Origin of the sequence: Clostridium sp. HCS.1, assembly GCF_047900555.1 — a bacterium.
Taxonomy (GTDB): domain Bacteria; phylum Bacillota; class Clostridia; order Clostridiales; family Clostridiaceae; genus Clostridium.
Map to the genome: position 1 here is coordinate 67,887 of NZ_CP170704.1, position 19,951 is coordinate 87,837.

The 19,951-nt window shown below is 28.3% G+C and carries 20 protein-coding genes; 11 read left to right on the forward strand and 9 right to left on the reverse strand.

The features are described from left to right. The first annotated feature begins 23 nt into the window (after positions 1-23). Both ACFYH6_RS00315 and ACFYH6_RS00320 read left to right on the forward strand, forming a co-directional pair. On the forward strand, positions 24-782 hold the full coding sequence (locus ACFYH6_RS00315; RefSeq protein WP_416180279.1) for a hypothetical protein: 759 nt from the start codon (positions 24-26) through the stop codon (positions 780-782). Positions 783-804: 22 nt separating this feature from the next. Then, entirely contained in the window at positions 805-1,353 is a 549-nt protein-coding gene (locus ACFYH6_RS00320; RefSeq protein WP_416180278.1) for a sigma-70 family RNA polymerase sigma factor, read from the forward strand. A gap of 222 nt (positions 1,354-1,575) precedes the next feature. Here ACFYH6_RS00320 and ACFYH6_RS00325 read toward each other — a convergent pair whose 3' ends face one another. Together ACFYH6_RS00325 and ACFYH6_RS00330 are read right to left on the reverse strand one after the other, a co-directional pair. Beyond that, positions 1,576-2,265, reverse strand: a complete 690-nt coding sequence (locus ACFYH6_RS00325; RefSeq protein WP_416180277.1) for a YjjG family noncanonical pyrimidine nucleotidase — start codon at positions 2,263-2,265, stop codon at positions 1,576-1,578. Between the two features lie 107 nt (positions 2,266-2,372). Next, positions 2,373-3,314 carry an ABC transporter substrate-binding protein gene (locus ACFYH6_RS00330; protein WP_416180276.1) on the reverse strand — a complete coding sequence of 314 codons (942 nt, stop codon included), beginning with the start codon at positions 3,312-3,314 and terminating at the stop codon, positions 2,373-2,375. A 142-nt stretch (positions 3,315-3,456) separates the two neighbouring features. On the opposite strand from ACFYH6_RS00330, the gene ACFYH6_RS00335 reads away from it, so the two are divergent. The 6 genes from ACFYH6_RS00335 (at position 3,457) to ACFYH6_RS00360 (ending at position 9,840) form a co-directional block, all read left to right on the forward strand. After that, positions 3,457-4,464: a FecCD family ABC transporter permease gene (locus ACFYH6_RS00335; RefSeq protein WP_416180275.1), complete on the forward strand. Its 1,008-nt coding sequence runs from the start codon at positions 3,457-3,459 to the stop codon at positions 4,462-4,464. Then, positions 4,461-5,489: a FecCD family ABC transporter permease gene (locus ACFYH6_RS00340; protein WP_416180274.1), complete on the forward strand. Its 1,029-nt coding sequence runs from the start codon at positions 4,461-4,463 to the stop codon at positions 5,487-5,489. The genes ACFYH6_RS00335 and ACFYH6_RS00340 overlap by 4 nt, the downstream gene beginning before the upstream one ends. A gap of 2 nt (positions 5,490-5,491) precedes the next feature. After that, the gene (locus tag ACFYH6_RS00345) at positions 5,492-6,262 is read left to right on the forward strand and encodes an ABC transporter ATP-binding protein (protein ID WP_316342476.1); all 771 of its coding nucleotides are present in this window, start codon (positions 5,492-5,494) and stop codon (positions 6,260-6,262) included. A gap of 99 nt (positions 6,263-6,361) precedes the next feature. Continuing rightward, the gene (locus tag ACFYH6_RS00350) at positions 6,362-6,946 is read left to right on the forward strand and encodes a TetR/AcrR family transcriptional regulator (RefSeq protein WP_316342475.1); all 585 of its coding nucleotides are present in this window, start codon (positions 6,362-6,364) and stop codon (positions 6,944-6,946) included. A 157-nt stretch (positions 6,947-7,103) separates the two neighbouring features. Continuing rightward, positions 7,104-9,041, forward strand: coding sequence for an FAD-dependent oxidoreductase (locus ACFYH6_RS00355; RefSeq protein WP_416180273.1), 1,938 nt, complete (start codon positions 7,104-7,106; stop codon positions 9,039-9,041). Between the two features lie 154 nt (positions 9,042-9,195). Beyond that, entirely contained in the window at positions 9,196-9,840 is a 645-nt protein-coding gene (locus ACFYH6_RS00360) for a pentapeptide repeat-containing protein (RefSeq protein ID WP_416180272.1), read from the forward strand. A 41-nt stretch (positions 9,841-9,881) separates the two neighbouring features. On the opposite strand, the gene ACFYH6_RS00365 is transcribed toward ACFYH6_RS00360, so the two are convergent. Then, positions 9,882-11,243: a YjiH family protein gene (locus tag ACFYH6_RS00365; protein ID WP_416180271.1), complete on the reverse strand. Its 1,362-nt coding sequence runs from the start codon at positions 11,241-11,243 to the stop codon at positions 9,882-9,884. 185 nt (positions 11,244-11,428) lie between these two features. Here ACFYH6_RS00365 and ACFYH6_RS00370 point away from each other — a divergent pair, with 185 nt between their 5' ends. The 3 genes from ACFYH6_RS00370 to ACFYH6_RS00380 all read left to right on the forward strand — a co-directional run bounded on the left by ACFYH6_RS00370 (position 11,429) and on the right by ACFYH6_RS00380 (position 14,651). After that, on the forward strand, positions 11,429-12,496 hold the full coding sequence (locus tag ACFYH6_RS00370) for an AI-2E family transporter (protein ID WP_416180270.1): 1,068 nt from the start codon (positions 11,429-11,431) through the stop codon (positions 12,494-12,496). 84 nt (positions 12,497-12,580) lie between these two features. Further along, the gene (gene proB / locus ACFYH6_RS00375) at positions 12,581-13,390 is read left to right on the forward strand and encodes a glutamate 5-kinase (RefSeq protein ID WP_416180269.1); all 810 of its coding nucleotides are present in this window, start codon (positions 12,581-12,583) and stop codon (positions 13,388-13,390) included. Positions 13,391-13,406: 16 nt separating this feature from the next. Beyond that, the gene (locus ACFYH6_RS00380; RefSeq protein WP_416180283.1) at positions 13,407-14,651 is read left to right on the forward strand and encodes a glutamate-5-semialdehyde dehydrogenase; all 1,245 of its coding nucleotides are present in this window, start codon (positions 13,407-13,409) and stop codon (positions 14,649-14,651) included. 146 nt (positions 14,652-14,797) lie between these two features. On the opposite strand, the gene ACFYH6_RS00385 is transcribed toward ACFYH6_RS00380, so the two are convergent. From ACFYH6_RS00385 to ACFYH6_RS00410, 6 genes are all read right to left on the reverse strand, one after another. After that, positions 14,798-15,652 carry a hypothetical protein gene (locus ACFYH6_RS00385; protein WP_416180268.1) on the reverse strand — a complete coding sequence of 285 codons (855 nt, stop codon included), beginning with the start codon at positions 15,650-15,652 and terminating at the stop codon, positions 14,798-14,800. 194 nt (positions 15,653-15,846) lie between these two features. Further along, on the reverse strand, positions 15,847-16,365 hold the full coding sequence (locus tag ACFYH6_RS00390) for an NUDIX hydrolase (RefSeq protein WP_416180267.1): 519 nt from the start codon (positions 16,363-16,365) through the stop codon (positions 15,847-15,849). A 99-nt stretch (positions 16,366-16,464) separates the two neighbouring features. Then, positions 16,465-16,716 (reverse strand): kinase to dihydroxyacetone kinase, encoded by a 252-nt coding sequence (locus ACFYH6_RS00395; protein WP_416180266.1) that lies wholly within the window; start codon positions 16,714-16,716, stop codon positions 16,465-16,467. Positions 16,717-16,848: 132 nt separating this feature from the next. After that, on the reverse strand, positions 16,849-17,952 hold the full coding sequence (locus ACFYH6_RS00400) for an ABC transporter permease (RefSeq protein WP_416180265.1): 1,104 nt from the start codon (positions 17,950-17,952) through the stop codon (positions 16,849-16,851). Next, on the reverse strand, positions 17,949-19,067 hold the full coding sequence (locus tag ACFYH6_RS00405) for an ABC transporter permease (RefSeq protein ID WP_416180264.1): 1,119 nt from the start codon (positions 19,065-19,067) through the stop codon (positions 17,949-17,951). The genes ACFYH6_RS00400 and ACFYH6_RS00405 overlap by 4 nt, the downstream gene beginning before the upstream one ends. 14 nt (positions 19,068-19,081) lie before the next feature. Beyond that, on the reverse strand, positions 19,082-19,831 hold the full coding sequence (locus ACFYH6_RS00410; RefSeq protein WP_416180282.1) for an ABC transporter ATP-binding protein: 750 nt from the start codon (positions 19,829-19,831) through the stop codon (positions 19,082-19,084). Between the last annotated feature and the right edge of the window lie 120 nt (positions 19,832-19,951).

Genomic DNA, 19,951 nt, shown 5'->3' on the forward strand with positions numbered 1-19,951 from the left:
AAATAATTAAAGGAGTATTTAATATGAATGATAGACAAATATTTAAGGAATTAAATGGAATTAATTATAATGAGGAAGAAATCAAAGAGTATATGGATCTTACTAATATTGAAGAGAAGAAATTAAATAGTATAACAAATGATGTAAAAACTAAGCTAGCAAAAGATAAATTTAAAGAAGCTTGCATTCATGTAAAGGAAAAAATATTGGAAGAGAATGAAGTAATAGAAAAGATAATTAAGGCTACAGATTCAGAAATGCTTGCAGTTGCCACTGGGGTAAATATGATGGTTAATGCACCCTTTATGACTGGGGATGGATACTCTTTTAATGTACTAATGTTTTGTACAAATAAAAGAATTATTGTAGTTAATGCAAATTACTATAATAGAATGCAAGGAATAAAAATATATAATAAAGAAGATATAAAAGAGATTAATGTAGGGCTAGATGTTAAGAAAAAGTATAGATTTCATTTTCAATTAGACTATAAGAAAAATAAGGTATTGGCAATAGCAATAGCATTATTGTTACTGGCAGCAGCACATGCATTATCAACAATACTTTCAAGTGTTTCATATATGCTATCAAATAAATCCGAATTAGTAAAAAATAGTGTTTACTTTATTTCAATAATACCTATTGCTTATTTCTTTCTTACAAGAAGAAAACTTCAATCAGAGATTCTTATTGAGTTTACTAATGGTAAGTTTAAGGATTTATTAATAAGAAATACAGACTGTGATGAAATACAAGAATATTTATCAAATAAATATAATTAGTTTTCTATAAGGGGAGAGCGGTATGGAAGATAAGGAAATAGTTTTAGAATTAATCAATGGGGAACAGTTTGCATTAGATGATTTATCAAGAACCTATGGAAAATTAATTTATGGAGTGATAAATAAAATACTTTATAATTTCTCAGAAATAAATGATGTAGATGAATGCTTTAATGATGTCTTAATAACAATTTGGAGAAATATAGATTGTTATGATAGTACGAAAGGCAGCTTAAGAAACTTTTTAATTTCAGTTGCTAAGTATAAGGCCATTGATTATAAAAGAAAAATAAATAAAAGAGGAATTAGTTTAGAGCTTAATGAAGAGATTGTATATACTGAATTTAATGAAAGTATAGAAGTAGATAATGAAGAGTTTTATATGTTATTAAAGACTCTAAAAGAAGAAGATAAAAATATATTTATTAAAAGATATTTATTCGAAGAGTCGGTAGAAAAAATATCTAATGATTTAGGATTAAGTAAAGAAGTAGTTTATAAGAGATTAAGCAGGGGAAAAGAGAAAATAAAGATATATTATGAAAAAATTAATGATAAACTAATGGAATAATTAAGGTTAATGTAAATGGCCTATAGAATATAAAATATATTCTGTAGGTCTTTATTTTATACAAAGGTGTGATTCAGGGTTAACTCCTATTATAAGAAAACTAAAAAATTCTATTTATTCATATATAAAATAAGCAGTTAAACATTGAAATGCACCCCAAATGTTAGACATAAGTATCTAATATTTGGAGGTGTATTTTTATATTTTATATTATTAAAACTATTATTTACTTAGTATTTCAAATAAATTTAATAAGTTTGAGATTTCATATGTAGGTTTAATTGAAGTTAGATTTTTATAATTATTAAAGTTTATCCAACAAGTATCAATGCCAAAGTTTACTCCACCTTTAATATCAGAAGTTAAGCTATCTCCAATCATTAATACTTTACTCTTATCAGTATAATTTAGGTTGTTTAAAGCAATTTCAAATATTTCTGGATTAGGCTTTGATACCTTCACTTCTTCAGAAATAACTATTGTGTCAAAGTATTTAGCTATAACAGATTGTCCTATTCGCTTAGATTGAACATCTTTAAGCCCATTAGTAATTATAGCTAGTTTATAATCATTACTTAATTTTTTTATTAATTCAATACTATCATTATATAAGAAGGAAGCATTAGATAAGTGCCTTATATAAGCTTTAGAAAATTCTAATTCATCAAAAGGTACATGTATTTCCTTAGATAATCTTTTAAATCTTTCAACCTTCAACTTTTCTTGAGTAATTAAACCTTGCTCAAATTCCAACCAAATATTTTTATTTATCTCTTCATAAGTTTTCAAATGATAGCTTTCATCATAATCTATATTAAATTCCTTAATACTATTTTCAAAAGCTTGTTTTTCTGACTTTTTAAAATCAAATAAGGTTTCATCAGCATCAAATAATAAAACTTCATATTTCATAATAGCCCTCCATAGATTTATATAATTATAAACTTATATTACACTATATAGACTAATTAATATATAAAAAAAAGAGCTGAATAAACAGCTCATTATACTTATATAATTTAAATCTTACCTTCTTCTAGCATATTAGTTAAATCATCTAGCATTAAGTTAGCTGCCTTTATACCACCAGCTGTATTCCAAATAGTATCATCTACTCTATATGCTTTATTATTTTTTACAACATTTAGAGATTTAAATAGTGGATCATTTAGCCATTCTTCTTCTCTGGCAACTCCTTTTCCATCACCTGTATCATAAGTGAAATAGAACATTACATCTCCATCAGTCTCATTTAATCTTTCTTTTCCTATTTCAGCTACGAAATCTGTTCCTTGTTGAGTTGCAGGTCTTTTGAATCCAATTTCTTTAAGTATAGTTCCTGAGAAAGTATCACCAAGATAAATTCTAGTTTTACCATCCATAAATCTTACAAGAGATATTTCTGTATTAAGCTTGTCCTTATAGGTTTCACTTATTGACTTAATTTTATCTTCATAATCATTTATAGCTTTAGTTCCTTCTGCTTCTTTATTTAAAACCTTAGAATAGAATTTAAAGTTATCTTTCCATTCTCCTCTTAAAGTATCTGAAAAAACAGTTGGAGCTATTGATTTCAATTGATCATATATTTTTTCATGTCTCATTTTATTACCAATTATTAAATCAGGTTTTAAAGCAGCAATAGCTTCTACATTCACAGAAGTTTCTTTTCCAACAGATTTAACTCCTTCAAGTTCTGCTTTAGTATGATCATACCAATCTCCACCAAAGCCAATAACTGCACCTACTGGCTTAACACCGAGTGCAAGTAGAGCTTCAGTACCTTCATTTGTTAATATAACAATATTCTTTGGATTTTCTGGTATTTCTGTTGTACCCATAGAATCTTCTATAGTTCTAGTATTAGTACTAGTTGTAGTTTCAGTTTTATTAGAACAACCAACAAATAAGCTAATAGCTAAAACACTTGATAGAATTGCAGACAATAGTTTTTTTTGCATACGTGATCCCCCTATAATTTATAAACATATAAATGTATATTTTATATATATTTTATTACTTGTTTATGATATCATTAGTGATAAAGATTATCAATAACAAATGATAATATTTTTTTTATTAGTTGTAAGTGGAGGAATTTATATGAAAAGTATTCTTAATAAGAGTAAAGGGAAAATAATATTACTTTTTTTGCTAGTAATATTAACTCTTATCTTATGTTATTTAAGTATTACAAAAGGATTTATACATACTTCTTATAGAACATTGATAGATTCATATATGAATTTTAATAATTCTCAAGAGCATATTATTATAAGATCTTCAAGAGTTCCAAGAACATTAAATTCCCTTTTTGTTGGAGGTTCTTTAGGAGTTGCAGGACTTTTAACACAAAGTCTAACTAGGAATAAGTTAGCATCTCCCAGTATATTAGGAATTAATTCAGGAGCAGTACTTACATTAGTTATAGCTCTTACTTTTTTCCCTAGAATATCCTCTTTAGGCCTTTCTTGGGTATCATTTTTAGGGGCACTATTAGCATCAATATTTGTTTATATTTTGTGTGGAGGTCTTTCTGGAGATATAAATCCAATGGATTTAACTTTAGGAGGAACGGCATTAGGGGCATTATTTTTTTCATTATCACAAGGAATTTTATATAAGAATGAAGTTGCCTTAGAGCAGGTTATTTATTGGATGACTGGTTCTGTTGAAGGTCAGAAACTAGATGTAATTATTAAGTTTATTCCAATAATATTGATAATGATGATTGTTACATTATTTCTTGGTAAAAAGCTTAATGTATTTTCTTTAGGAGAAGAAATGGCAAAGTCATTAGGTATGAAAACACTATATTTAAAAATTATTATAATATTTATAGTAGCAATTTTATCTGGGATATCAGTAGCTTTAGCAGGACCAATAGCTTTTATTGGACTTATTACTCCACATATAGTTCATAAATTTATAGGAACTGATTATAGATGGCTTATACCATTTTCAATATTTACAGGCTCTTCAATATTGTTACTTGCAGATATATGGTCTAGATTTATAGTTTATCCAAAGGAAGTTCCAGTTGGTGCATTAACTGCACTTATAGGAGGACCATTCTTCATATATATTGCCAAAAGGAGGAGTAGAAATTGATTAATATAAGCAAAAAAGCTATTAAATTAACTGTAGCTCTATTTATTATCACTCTATTAATTTTCATTTTTTCTTTATGTATAGGGGAAGTGATGGTTAGTCCATTAGATGTAATAAAAAGCATAGTAGGTATTGATACAGGATTTTCATCTATTTTGGTAATGAATATAAGATTACCAAGAATTGTAGTTGCATTCTTTGTTGGTGCATCCTTATCACTATCAGGAGCTATTCTTCAGGGAGTAGTAAAAAATGATTTAGCATCACCAGATATTTTAGGAGTAGTAAATGGTGGATCAGTAGGAGCATTAGTGTTCCTTACTATTTTTACAGATCCTAAAAATAATTCCTTAACAACATCAATACTTTATATGCCAATATTCACATTTGCTTTTTCATTTGTAGCTTTATTAGCTATATTGCTTATAAATGGAAAATCATCATCTACAAGTAAATTAATTATAATAGGAATTGGAGTTTCTGCTATTTTTAAGGCTATAACTAATATATTAATAGTTAATGGGCCAGTAATTTTTATAAAAGAAGCTACAACTTGGATAACAGGAAGTATATATGGAGTAAATTGGACTCATGCAATACTTATAATGATTATATTTAGTATCTTTACTATACTAGCAATAATATTTATAAAAGATTTAAATCTTCATCAACTTGAAGATGGAGTTGTAATCGTACTTGGAAATAACATATATAAGAGTAGATTAATATTACTTGGAATATCTGCTGCTTTATCAGCAGGTGCAGTAACTATTGGAGGGGGGATATCCTTTGTAGGATTAATAGGTCCTCATATTGCTAGAAAATTAGTAGATTCTAAATTTGAAAATATAATACCACTTTCAATATTTATAGGTGGAATAATTACAATGTTAGCTGATTTTGCATCTAAGTGGTTATTTTATCCTCAAGACTTGCCAATAGGAATATTTACAGCTTTTATAGGTGCGCCTTATTTTATATATCTTTTAATTAAGAGAAGAAAAGACTATAGGAGGGGAAGATAGATATGATAAAAGCAAAGGACTTAAAGTTAAGTTATGATGAAAAAGTTATATTAGATAATATTAATTTAGATATAGAAAAGGGGAAGATTACAGCATTAATAGGTTCAAATGGTTGTGGGAAATCTACATTATTAAAAGCAATAGCAAGAATACTTAAACCTAGAACTGGATCTATATTAATGGAAGATAAAGATATTCTTAAAATGCAATCAAAGGAAGTTTCTAAACTTTTATCTATGCTTCCTCAAAGTAGTAATGCACCAGAAGACTTAACTGTTTATGATTTAGTAAAGCAAGGAAGATACCCATATCATAATCTATTTTCTTTTTGGAGTAAAAAAGATGAAGAAATAGTGATGGAATCTATAAAGAAGGTTGGATTAATAGAAGAAAAGGATAGAAGTTTAAATAATTTATCAGGTGGACAAAGACAAAGGGCATGGATAGCTTTATCATTAGCTCAAGATACAGATATAATACTTTTAGATGAGCCAACTAATCATTTAGATATAAAATATCAATTAGAGATTTTAAATATCTTAAAAAGTTTAAATGAAAAAGAAAATAGAACAATAGTAATGGTTATTCATGATATAAATCATGCTCTAAAATATGCTAATAATATAGTTGCAATAAAGGATGGAAGTATTTTAGCTCAAGGCCCAAAGAATGAAATTATAAATGAAGAACTTATAAAAGAAGTATTTGATATAAAGTGTAGGCTTATAGATTCACCTATAGATAATTGTAAATTATGTGTGCCTTTTATTTAAGTATTAAATTATAAGTATATTAAGAAAAATAATTTAATTTTGATATAAAAATAGTTAATTGATATAATATTTATAGTTTGAATTTTTAGAGGTGAAATAATGAGAGAATTAAAGGGGATAGAAGAAAAAATTTTAGATAAAGCCTTATATCTTTTTGGTAAAAATGGAACTACTAATGTCCCTATTAGATCTATAGTAAAAGAAGCAGAAGTAAATATTAGTGCAATAAATTATTATTTTAATAGCAAAGAAAATATGATGAATTATGTTAAGGAGTTTTACTTAGAGAATATAACTCAAGCTCATGCAGCACTTTATGATGAAAGCCTTAGTGATGAAGAAAAACTTATTAAGTGTTCTAATGAAATAATAGAATATTGTTTAAGATACCCAGGTGTTTTAGTTATGAATAAAGAAGCAGCTTCTGCAATTGAAAAGAGTGAAATGGATATAAAAATAATTGAAAGATCAAAAGAAGAAAATATAAAGTTATATAGTGTTTTGAAAAATGTACTGAATTGTAGTGAAGAAGACTTTAAATATAGAAAAACAATATTTATGGCATCTATTACTTATCCAGCTACTAATGAAGATGGAGCTTATAACAAGGAAATAATATCTACTGAAGAAGAAAGATTAATTTACATAAAAAATCTAATAAAGTTATTAAAAGGAAAAAAATAGATAAGGAAAATGCTCTATTGTTTAAAAACATAGGGCATTTTTTGTGCTTTTATTAAATTAAAACAAAATGTTTTAAACATATTGATTTATTTTTAACAAAGAAATATAATAATTATACGGGAGTTAATTTAAAATTTATATTTTTGGAGGTAATAAAATGGCGTTTGAGAATGTTTTTAGTCCAATTAAAATTAGAGGAATGGAAATGAGAAATCGTGTTATCTTCCCAGCTATGGGTACTAAGATGGCTGGCAATGGCAAAGAAGTAACAGATCAAATTATAAATTACCATGTTGCAAGATCAAATGGTGGAAACGGTTTAAACTTTACAGAGGTTTGTTCAGTTTATGACAAAGCTGCACCTAAAAGTTTCTTAGCAATTTCAGATGATAAATATATACCAGGTTTAAAAAAGTTAGTTGATGCAATTCATGTAGGTGGTGCAAAGGCTGGGGTTCAATTATGGTTAGGTGGATCAGCTGTTTTATTTGGAGATCCTACTGCAATGGTAGTAGTACCAAGTGAATTTAAGGTTACTGAAAATTATATAGTTCCAGGAGCTAGTAAGGAAATTATTGAGGAATCTATTAAGGCTTTTGGAGATGCAGCTAAGCGTGCAGTTGAAGCAGGTTTTGATGCAATAGAATTCCACGCAGGACATAACTATACACCTCATTCATTCTTAAGTAAGGCTTTTAATAAAAGAACAGATGAATATGGTGGAAGTTTAGAAAATAGAGCTAGATTTTTATTAGAATGTATAAAAGCAATTAGAGCTAATGTTCCAGAGGACATGCCTTTATTTATGAGAATAGATGCACATGATGATTATGTAGAAGATGGACTTACTATAGAAGATGTTATTCAATTCTGTAAGTGGGCTAAGGAAGTGGGAGTAGATGCATTAGATGTATCTCGTGGAAACTTCTCAAGTGCTGCTATAAAATTTGAAGTACCTCCAGTAGATTTACCAAGAGGATTTAATGTAGATAATGCAGCGAGAATTAAAAAGGAAACAGGAATGTTAACTGTGGCTGTTGGAAGAATTAACGATCCAGGACAAGCTGATGAAATAATAAAGAGTGGAAAAGCTGATATGGTAGTTATCGGTAGAGCACAATTAGCAGACCCAGAATTCTGTAATAAAGCTATGAATGGAAATGAAAAAGACATAGTACGTTGTGTAGGATGTAATCAAGGATGTTATGATGGATTCTCATCACCTGATGTACCTTTCATAACTTGTTTAAGAAATCCTGCATTAGGGAGAGAAGCAGAATTTAAATTAGAAAAAACAAGTAATCCTAAAAAAGTATTAATAGTAGGTGGAGGAGTTGCAGGACTTCAAGCTGCTATAGAGTTAAAGGATAGAGGACATAATCCTATTTTATGTGAAGCTTCTAATTCTTTAGGTGGACAGTTTGTATTAGCAGGAGCTGCTCCAAGAAAAGAAGAAATGAAGGAAGCTGCTATCTCTATGGGAGAAATTGCAGAAAGAAAAGGAGTAGATATTAGACTTTCAACTCCTGTTACAGTAGATGTAATTAAAGACATAAATCCAGATGAAGTTATAATAGCTGCTGGTGCAGAACCAATGAAGCTTAGAGTTCCAGGAGCTGATTTATCACATGTAACTAATTCTCATGAAATTCTTGCAGGTACTGCAATGGTAACTGGAGAAGTAGTAGTTATTGGTGGAGGCTTAGTTGGATTAGAAGTTGCTGAATACTTATCAGGAAAAGTTAATAATATAACTGTAGTAGAAATGCTTAATGAAGTAGCAAAGGATTTAGGACAATTAAGAAAGATTTGTGTTATGGAAAGCTTATATCGTGAAAGTATAAAGACTATAACAGAAGCAAAATGTATTGAAATAAAAGAGAAATCAATAGTAATAGATGTAAATGGAGAGATTCAAGAAGTTCCTTGTGATTCAGTAGTTGTAGCAATAGGAGCAAGATCACGTGACTTTAGCGAACTTACTAATTATTGTGAAGAAAAGAATATAGCATATCATGTAATAGGCGATGCAGTTAGAGCTCGTAGAGCATTAAACAGTATTGAAGAAGCAGTAAATGTAGCAAGACAAATTTAGTAAATATAAGTAGGAGTTATGTAAGAAAATTATATAACTCTTATTTTTTTATTATATATTAGTATATTAACATGGGAAAAATGTTATTCTTTTCTTATATAGTAGGATATAATATTTTTATTGTAATGTAAGATAAAGAATATAGGAGTAATATATGGGAAAGTTATACAAAATTCAAAAACCTAAGTTTATAGATGAACTTGAAGAATTAAATAAAGTAGAAGATGAAATAGCTAGATTTGATAAAATACAAAATAAAATAATTGAAGATATAGATATAGATTACTTACAAGAAAAAGGATTAACTATAGATTCTTGTAGGTTTAAGAATGTTATTTTTAATGATTGCTCATTACAAAATATAGATTTATTAGATTCAGTATTTGAAAATTGCGATTTATCTAATGTAGATTTTAGTGGTGGAAGTATTCATAGAGTAGAATTTATTAATTGCAAGCTACTTGGAGCAAAGTTTGACGAGTGTAACATAAAAGAAGTGTTATTTAGTAATTCCATAGGAAAATATATAAACTTTTCATTTTCAAAGCTTAAGAATATAGCCATTGATAAATGTAATTTTTCAGAAGGAATCTTCCAACAAACAAAGTTAGATAAGGTAATTTTTAATGAAACCAATTTAACTAATGCTTATTTTAATAAAACTAACTTGAAAAAAATAGATTTTACAACCTGTGATATTACAGGTATAGATGCTGAAATAGAAGACTTAGCTGGAGTAACAGTTAATGCTATCCAAGCTTTAGACTTAACAAGACTTATGAAAATAATTGTAAAATAATTGTAAAATAATTGGGCCCCAGGGGCCCAATTATTTACATTTTAGAATATAATGTTTGCTACAAGAACTATTACAGGTAAGGTAATTAAAGTTCTTTCTATAAATATTATTATTAGCTGCTTTAATGATACTGGAATTTTTGATCCAAGTAACACTCCACCAACTTCAGACATATAAATTAATTGGGATACTGAAGTACAAGCTACTATAAATTTAGTCATATCACTAGTTATAGAATTAGCAGCTAAAACTGATGGAAGTAGCATATCTGCAAATCCAACCACTAAAGTTTGAGATGCTGCTATAGCTTCTGGAACTTGAAGTAGGTTTAAATAAGGAATAAAAGGTAAACCTAATATTTGAAATACAGAAGTATATTCAGCTATTATCAGTGCTATAGTAGCAAGAGCCATAACTACAGGAATTACACCAAGCCACATATCTAAAACATTCTTAGTACCATCAATTAAAAAGGCCTTAGCCCCAGGATTTTTTTCTGCTTTATTTAGAGCTTTTTTATATCCCCAAGATAAAGAGCTATGTCCATTTGGGATAGTTTCATCATCCTTTTTCATCTTATTATTATAATAATGGTTAGGAATTTTACGTAATGGATATATTCTTGGAAGAATCATAGCAGCTACTATTCCAGAAAGTGTTACAGTTAAATAAAAAGGAATAAATAAATGAGATAATCCAACAGTATCTATTACAATTAAGCTAAAAGTTATTGAAACAGCTGAAAATGTAGTACTTATAACAGCAGCTTCTCTTTTAGAATAAAATCCTTCCTCATATTGCTTATTAGTTAATAATATTCCTAAAGTTCCATCACCAAGCCATGAAGTAATACAATCAATTGATGAACGTCCAGGTAATGTAAATATAGGTCGCATAACTTTAGTAAGAATTGCACCAAAAAATTCTAGTAATCCGAAGTTAAGTAATAAAGGTAATAATAAGCCTGCAAAAAAGAAAATAGTAAATAAAATTGTAAGTAAATCATTTAATACAAAAGTTCCAGTTCCAGAATTTATTATTATTTCAGGACCGAAATTGAATAGGGCTAGAACACAAAATATAGCTCCTAAAATTCTAGCTATAACCCAAATTGTGCTTACATTAAATAAAGCATTTAAAAAAATATTTTTAATTATAAAATCTGGTTTGAATACCTTAGTTATTATACTAAATATTGCAGATATACAAACCGTTAAAGTAATAATAGAAGTCAAATATCCTTCTAATAAAGATGCAAGATACTTTGACATTAATGCTACTGGTATAGTAATTTCTCCATTAAATTTAATAGGTACCATAAATAAAAGCATTCCTATTAAAGATGGAATAATAAAAATAAGAGAATTTTTAAGAGAAATTTCATCTCTAGTTATATTTTTCATCTCGGTCTCCTTTATATGAAAGTAATTTATATTTATACACAGGAATTAATTTTAATACATATTTAATCTAAAAATCAATATATTTTTATACAAAAACAACTAAAATTTATACAAAAATATTATGTTAATATTTTCTTATAATAAGGATAAACTAAATTTATCAATTAACTAAGGGAGAATTTATTATGAGTAAGAAAAATGTTATTACATATTTAGTTATTTTAAATTTATTTGCCATATTAATAATATTATTAAGTAATGTTTATATAATAAAAAAATTTGTAAGTGTAATATTTTCAGTTGTAATCATACCAATAATATTTGGAGTATTTTTATTTTATATACTAAGACCATTAAATAAATTATTTATACAAAAGAGAATGAATAAAGGAATGGCAGCAGCCTTAACAATATTTATTTTTTTCTTTATAGTAGCAGGAATAGGTAAATATTTTGGCGATTATTTTATAGATCAATTTATAAGCGTTAAAGAAATATTTTTAAAAATAATAGAAGCAAGAAGTGATACAGAAAATATAGGAAGTATGGTTAAAAGAAGTGTTTTAAATGTTGATTATTATGATAAATTTTTAGGCGATATACAAAACTACATAGTTTTAATATCTACTAATATAAAAAGGCTTTTTAATAAAGGAATTCAATTATTTTCTGATATATTATTAGTAGTTTTAATAGCTTTTTATTTACTTAAAGATGAAGAAAATATAAAGGAAGCATTAATAAAATTATTTCCTAGGAAATATAGAAATAAGGCTAAAGATATAGTGGCAGAGGGAGATGAAGTCTTATCAGCATATATAATTGGTCAAGCAAAAGTTGCACTATCACTAGCTATAATGATATTTATTGGGTATAAAATCATAGGAATGATAAATCCATTACTTTTAGCTTCAGTAACATTTATTTTAGCTTTTATACCTTTTATTGGCTTCTTTATATCTTTAATACTTCCATATATAATTGCTATAGCCTTAGGATGGAAGATGATTTTGAAATTATCAATATTAGTATTAATAGCACAAACCCTTAAAGGTAGAATAATAGTGCCTTTAATTATGGGAAAAACTATGAAGATACATCCTATAACAGATATTTTTTTAGTGGTAGGAGCAGCCACTTTAATTGGGCCTATTGGAGCTTTTGCTATAGTACCGATTTATTCTTTAGCTAAAGTTATTTATAAGTACTTTAATAGAGAATTAGATGAAAAAATAAGAGAGTTTAAAGAATAGTATCTTTTATCTACTTTTTAGGTGGAAAAAATATTTAAGAATACTTATAATTAAAGCAAGAAATAATTACGGGGGATCAGGAGAATGGATAATAGAGAAAAGATAAAAAAAGCTAATAGGATAGTAGTAAAAGTAGGAACTTCAACACTAACATATGAAAATGGAAATATAAATTTAACTAGAATAGAGAAGTTAACAAGAGTACTATCAGATATTATGAATTCAGGAAAAGAAGTAATATTAGTTACTTCAGGAGCTATAGGTGTTGGAGTATCTAAGTTAAAACTTAAGGAAAAGCCTAAAACTATAAGAGAAAAACAAGCAGTTGCAGCTGTTGGACAATGTGAACTTATGCACATATATAGTAAGTTTTTTGGAGAATATAGTCATACAGTTGGGCAAGTACTTTTAACTAGAGATGTAGTTGAAGATGATCATATTAGAGAGAATGTTTGTAATACCTTCGAAACATTAATTGAAAATAGAATTATACCTGTTGTTAATGAAAATGATACAGTATCTATAGATGAGATAGAAAATATAGTGAGATTTGGTGATAATGATAATTTATCAGCTATAGTTGCTAAGTTAGTTAATGCTGACTTATTAATAATATTATCTGATATAGATGGTTTTTATGATTCAGATCCTAGAAAAAATGAAAATTCAGAGCTTATAAGAGAAATAACAGAAATAACACCAGAGCTTGAAGAGTGTTGTGGTGGAGCAGGAAGTAATTTAGGAACTGGCGGAATGATAACTAAATTAACTGCAGCAAGAACAGCAACAGAAGCAGGAGTACATATGGTTTTAGCAAATGGAGAAAACCCAAAAATATTATTAAGTATATTAAATGGAGAGGAAATAGGAACATTATTTGTTTCAAATAAATAAGGGGGAGTTTTAAGTGATATTAGATTTAAAGGAATTAGGAAAAAATGCTAAAGAAGCTTCTTACGATTTAGGAATAGCATCTACCACAGAAAAAAATAATGCATTAGAATTAATGGCAAAAGCTTTAATAGATAATACAGAAGAAATTATAAAGGAAAATGAAAAAGACTTAAATATAGCAATTGAAAAGGGCACCTCAAAGGCTATGCTAGATAGATTAGCTTTAAATGAAGATAGAATTAATGATATGGCAAAAGGGTTAACAGATCTTATTGCATTAGATGATCCAATTGGAGAAGTTATAGAAATGTGGAAAAGACCTAATGGAATTCAAATAGGAAAGCAAAGAGTTCCAATAGGGGTAATCGGAATAATATATGAAGCTAGACCAAATGTAACTTGTGATGCTGCAGGACTTTGTTTAAAAACCGGAAATGCAGTAATTCTAAAAGGCGGAAGTGATGCTATAAATTCTAACAAGGCTATTACTAAAGTATTAAGAGAAGCCTTAATAAAAGCTGGTTTACCTAAAGATTCAATTCAATTAGTTGAAGATACTAGTAGGGAAACTGCAACTAAGATGATGAAACTTAATGAATATATAGATGTTTTAATTCCAAGAGGAGGGGCAGGATTAATACAAGCTGTAGTTAAAAATGCTACTGTTCCTGTAATTGAAACAGGAGTTGGAAACTGCCATATTTACGTAGATGAAGTTTGCGATTTTGAAATGGCTAAGAATATAATAGTAAATGCAAAAACTTCAAGACCATCAGTATGTAATGCAGCAGAAAAAATGCTTATTAATGAAAAAATAGCAAAGGACTTTTTACCTATTGTTGTACAAGCTTTAAGAGAAAAGGATGTTGAAATAAGAGGAGATGAAAAGGTTAAGTATATAATACCTGATGCTACATCTGCTACTGAAGAAGATTGGAGCAAGGAATACTTAGACTATATAATAGGAGCTAAAGTAGTTAAGGATGTAAATGAAGCCATTACTCATATTAATAAATATGGTTCTGGACATTCAGAAGCCATTGTAACTGATAGCTATAAGAATTCTCAAAAATTCTTAAGCAAAGTAAATGCAGCAGCAGTTTATGTTAATGCATCAACAAGATTTACAGACGGTGGAGAATTCGGTTTTGGAGCAGAAATAGGAATAAGTACTCAAAAGCTTCATGCAAGAGGTCCAATGGGACTTAAAGAACTTACTACTATTAAATATATAATCTATGGAAATGGACAAATTAGGTAAAGATGTGCTATCGCACTATGAAAAAATTAAAGAATGAAAGAATGAAAATTAAAAAAAGGGTTACAAGTAACTTGTAACTCTTTATTTTTTTAGTTAATATAAACTTTCTAGAATTATTTAAATTACAAAATAAAGAATATCACTTATCAGAAAGTAACTGAAGATACAAAACATAAATTAATTGCTGAGGCTCCTTGTCCAGAAGTATCTATTAAAGCTAAGGCTGCGCCAGTAGCTAATACAGTATTATTTCCTGAAATAACATTATTTCTATTTGTGTCCACATTTGAAACTTGGTTACCAATATTACTTTCAAATAGCTTTCTTAGTTCTTCTTGGCAACAATTTTCACATGAATCTGGAATTTCTGCTATGGTATTATCTAATAAAAGCTTCAAAGCATCAGGAACATTATCAGATGAGCCATCAACTAAACTAAGGCTGTGTATCAGCTCTATTTCACAAATTGATACTATTGTTCCATTTGAAAGCTCAACTAAAAGTGCTGTAGATGAAGCGTTTGCATCTGGGAAAAATCTTACTATGCTTACGTTATTTGCAGCTGGTTGAGGAGCTATTGTTTCTATTCTTATATCAGAAGCGCCAACAGCTTTCAAATAACCTAAAACTGCTCTTAACCCAGCTAAACAACATTCACATTCTCCACCTCCAGCAGGTCCTGGAGGGCCTGGGGGTCCTGGTGCTCCTGGTGCTCCTGGTGCTCCTGGTGCTCCTGGTGCTCCTGGTGCTCCTGGTGCCCCTGGTGCTCCTGGTACTCCAGGCAATCCAGGTTGTCCAGCAGGCCCTTGAGGTCCAGGGCAACAATCATGGAAACAAGAACATTTATTTCTCATACAATCTTCATCTCTACTCACTCTACAATTATCCTCCCTTATATAGAAATGGTTTGAACATGTATCTCCAGTCCGTTGCCAAAAAGTATATTTTTCACCATCAATAAAGTAATCCATTGTGATAGAGGAACTATTTCGTTTAATCATAAGCCTCCTAACTATAATAAATAATTGTTATATAGTTAATAATATATTCACTAGAGATTTATTTGTTCTATAAAGACTTAATAGATTGCTGAAAAAATTACTATGGAAGTTTTTTATTAGATTATATTTATATTTAAAAGTAAAATATTATAATAAAGAGCTACATGTATTAAATAACTTGTAGCTCTTTTGTTTTAAACTGTTCTCATTGAACCTCTATTTTTTCTAATATCAAATAAATTTTCAATAAACCAGTAATCAATAAATTTACCATCATTAACTAGTTGTAATATCTCCTCTTTAGTTGCCCATTTAACTGACTGAACTTCTTCATATTGAAGGCTTAAATCTTTTATATCTATATCTCTTTCGATAATATAGTAATCATCAAAGCCCTTATCAAAGTTTATAGTAAAAAATGGGCGTTCATTTGACAAATCAATTTTGTGACCTATCTCTTCTAAAGTTTCTCTTTCAGCTGCTTCTGTACTTGTCTCACCAGCTAAAGAACTTCCTCCAACTGTTAGATCCCACATATTTGGCCATCCATTTTTCCATGGCTGACGTTGTTGAATAAGCATTTCATTCTTTGAGTTGAAAATACAAACATGAACTACAAGATGGAAATCACCATTACCGAATTCACTACCACGCTTCATTTGTCTACCAGTTAAGTTTCTATTTTTATCATAAATATCCCACAGTTCCATCATAATTCTCCTATAAAGTAATAGCTAAGAGGCAAGAAATTAAATGGACGTATATTTTACTTCTTACCTCTAAATTTTTACTTATTAACTGTTACTTATTACTTAACCTTGTAGCCCATTTTCTTGTCTTTCCATATTTTCGATAACTACATCGTAGATATCTCCTAGTGATGAACAATACTCAAGAAGTATCCATGGAGTATTAGTGTGGAAGTGAACCTTTATTAAATCCTCGTCACCAACTGCTAATAAGCAATCACCTTCTATATTTTTTGTTATATATTCATTAATGTCATCTTCTGATAAATTTTGTCCTTCAATTAATAATTGAGTATCAAATTTAAATTCAAGCATAATTAAATCTCCTTTCCATTTAAGTTTATATATTATAAAATGAGTATAGCATACTCACAAAAAAATAAAAGATATCTCTTTTTTATATGTTCACTTGGAACTAAAGAATGAAGAGATATCTTTTATTTTTAGTTATGCTTTGTTTTTTAATTTATATGAGGATAGTCCTAATAGTATTAATGAAATTCCTAGAAGTAAAACTATAGTATTTATTTCATTTCCTAAGGTTGCACCATAAAGTACATTGCTATTTGAACTATTAATCCAAGTTGTTGGTATTACTTTCGAGATATTCTTTAATACTGTTGGCATAATATCTCTTGGCCAGAAGCAACCACCAAGCATTGCAAAAGGAAGTATTACAAGAGTACTTATTGTTCCAGATACTCTTAAGTCCTTTGCGTGGGTAGTTATAAATACTCCAAGGGAAATTGTAAATATACCAAATATTAAGAATAAAATATATAAGCTTAATGGAGAATCTCCTAAATTAAACTTAAATACATATTTAAAGGCTAAGAAATATAAGGTTATTTGAACAAAAGTAATTACTAAAAATGAAAGTAAGCTTTGGAATATATACTTAAACCTAGTCATTGGAGTAGTAAATAATCTTGTAAATACGTTCTTTTCTCTATCCTTTAATATTATATTAGTTGCTGCTGTTGCTGAAAATAGTAAATTAAGTACTATAAATGCCATAGCAGTATCTGTTTTAGATTTATTTCCTTCGCCTTTATCTACACTGGTATAAGACATTTTATATGAACCATCTGAATAATTCTTAATTGCATTAAAGAACTTATCTTCATCACCATTAGAATTTTTAGCAAAGGTTTTTAATATATTAATATAATTATCTAATGAAGCTTTAATAGCAGTAGAAGTGTTTCCTTCTTTAGCTTCATAAGTTTTAATAATTGGATTTTCTCCATTTATTAACTCCTTGGTATATCCTTCAGGAATAACTATTGCATAATCTATTTCATTATTAATTAAATTATCTTGTATAGTTTCTTCTCCATTAAAGTTAATTTCTGCTTTATCTTTAATATTAATTATTATATCTTCTGTAACAGTTGTTTTATCATTATCTATAACAGTAACCTTTAATGGTGCTGTTCCATTTGAGCCAGAAAAAGCAATTATCATAAATATTAAAGGTAATACTATTAAAAATAAAATATTTAATTTTTCCCTGAATAATCTTTTTAATGTTGCTTTAAAAATTGTCATATTCTTTCTCTCCTTCCTATTATACTAGCTCCCATAAATAATAAGGCTGATATAATCCAAAGGCCTAATATACTTAGAAAGACTTCTTTTGAAGCTCCACCATAGATTGATTTAAATATGGCATTTGAAGCTAAGGCATTAGGTGTTAATTTAGCTATAAATCCAATGATTCCATCAAAGTTTACTTTAACAAAACCACCACTTAAGAATGTAAATATAGGAACTATAACATTTAATAGAGCTAGTCCAAGTAAACCTTTCTTTGTAGCCATTACTGCAAATATACCTAGCATTGTAGATAATACGGATAATGAAAAGGCTGTTAATATTATAGTTGGCAGGTTATTACCAAAATTAACTCCAAAAGCAAAATTAGATATCATTAGAAGTATTAGTACTTGAACCATAATTGTAAGAACTACGCCAATACCTTCACCAATAAATATTTCAGCAAGGTTTAAAGGTGTTGATCTAAATCTACTACCAACTGAACCATAATAAGATTTATCTATAGCAAAGTTAGCATAAATAGATCCATACATTACTATCATTACAAGCATTGTTACTGCATAATAATCAATAGCAGAAGGCTTTTTACCTGATATGGATACTGATTCATCTTGGAAGTTATTATTTTGTTCTATGATAAAACTTCTTGATTGAATCTTAGCTAGAGCTTCCATTGCATTTGCTGAAGAAGAATAGGTTTCTATTATTCCCTTAACTATTGAAACTCCTAATTGATTAAATTCAGAACCAACTAGTTCTAATTTGCCAGTAGAATTTTCATCATATATAACTAATGCATCATATTTTCTATTTTCCACTAAGTCTTTTCCTTCTTGAACATTAGTTATCTTTTCAACTTGTATAATATCACTAAGCTCATCTAGGGTAATAAAGTTTTCAAAGGCTTCAGCACCTTTAGTTGTATCATTATCTACATATAATAAATTTACTTTATCAATGGTTCTTGCTGTAAAGTCCTCATTATTTTTAAGAGCATTTCCTAGTATTAATATTAAAAATATTGGTATTAAGATCATTGTTATAAGGCTTTGTATGTCTCTTAATGATTGTAGTAGTCTATATTTTACTATGGTTAAAATTTTCATAAGCCAAGACCTCCTTAATCTCTAAGGCTTCTACCAGTAAGTTGAAGAAATACTTCTTCTAATGAAGCTATACTTCCATCTTCATGTTTTACTAAAGCCTTAAGTTCATCGTTAGTACCTTTTGCAATTATTTCACCGTGATCTATTATGCATATGTCAGAACAAATGCTATCGACTTCCTCCATATAGTGTGAAGTATAAATTACAGTTGAGCCTTGCTCATTTAATTTCTTTATAGTTTCTAAAATATTATTTCTTGATTGAGGATCAATACCTACTGTTGGTTCATCAAAGATAATTAATTTAGGTTTATGAACAATAGCACAAGCTATATTTAATCTTCTTTTCATTCCACCAGAAAACTTAGGAGGAAAATCTTTTTTTCTATCCCATAGGCCTACAAACTCAAGAGTTTCCTTTACGGCAGCTTTAAGTTCTTTTCCTCTTAGTCCATATAATTCTCCAAAAAACTTAACATTTTCTTCTGCTGTTAAATCATCTATCAAAGCTAAATCTTGTGGAACAACACCTAAGTTCTTCTTAATGTATACTGAGTTCTCTTTTATATTCTTTCCAAATATTTTAACCTCTCCAGAGTACTTAGAGAAAAGTCCGCTTAAAATACTGATTGTTGTAGTTTTACCAGCTCCATTTGGTCCTAAGAATCCGAAGATTTCTCCTTCTTTAATATTTAGATTTTTTATATTTACTGCTTTAAAATCTTTATAGTTTTTAACTAGATTATTTATTTCTATTATCAATATAATTACCTCCTATATGAACAGTGTTCATTTAAATCTATATAAATAGTAATACTATAAGAGCATTGGTACAAACATAGAAATAACTTAAATTACCTTATATTTATTTAGTTAGATAAAATA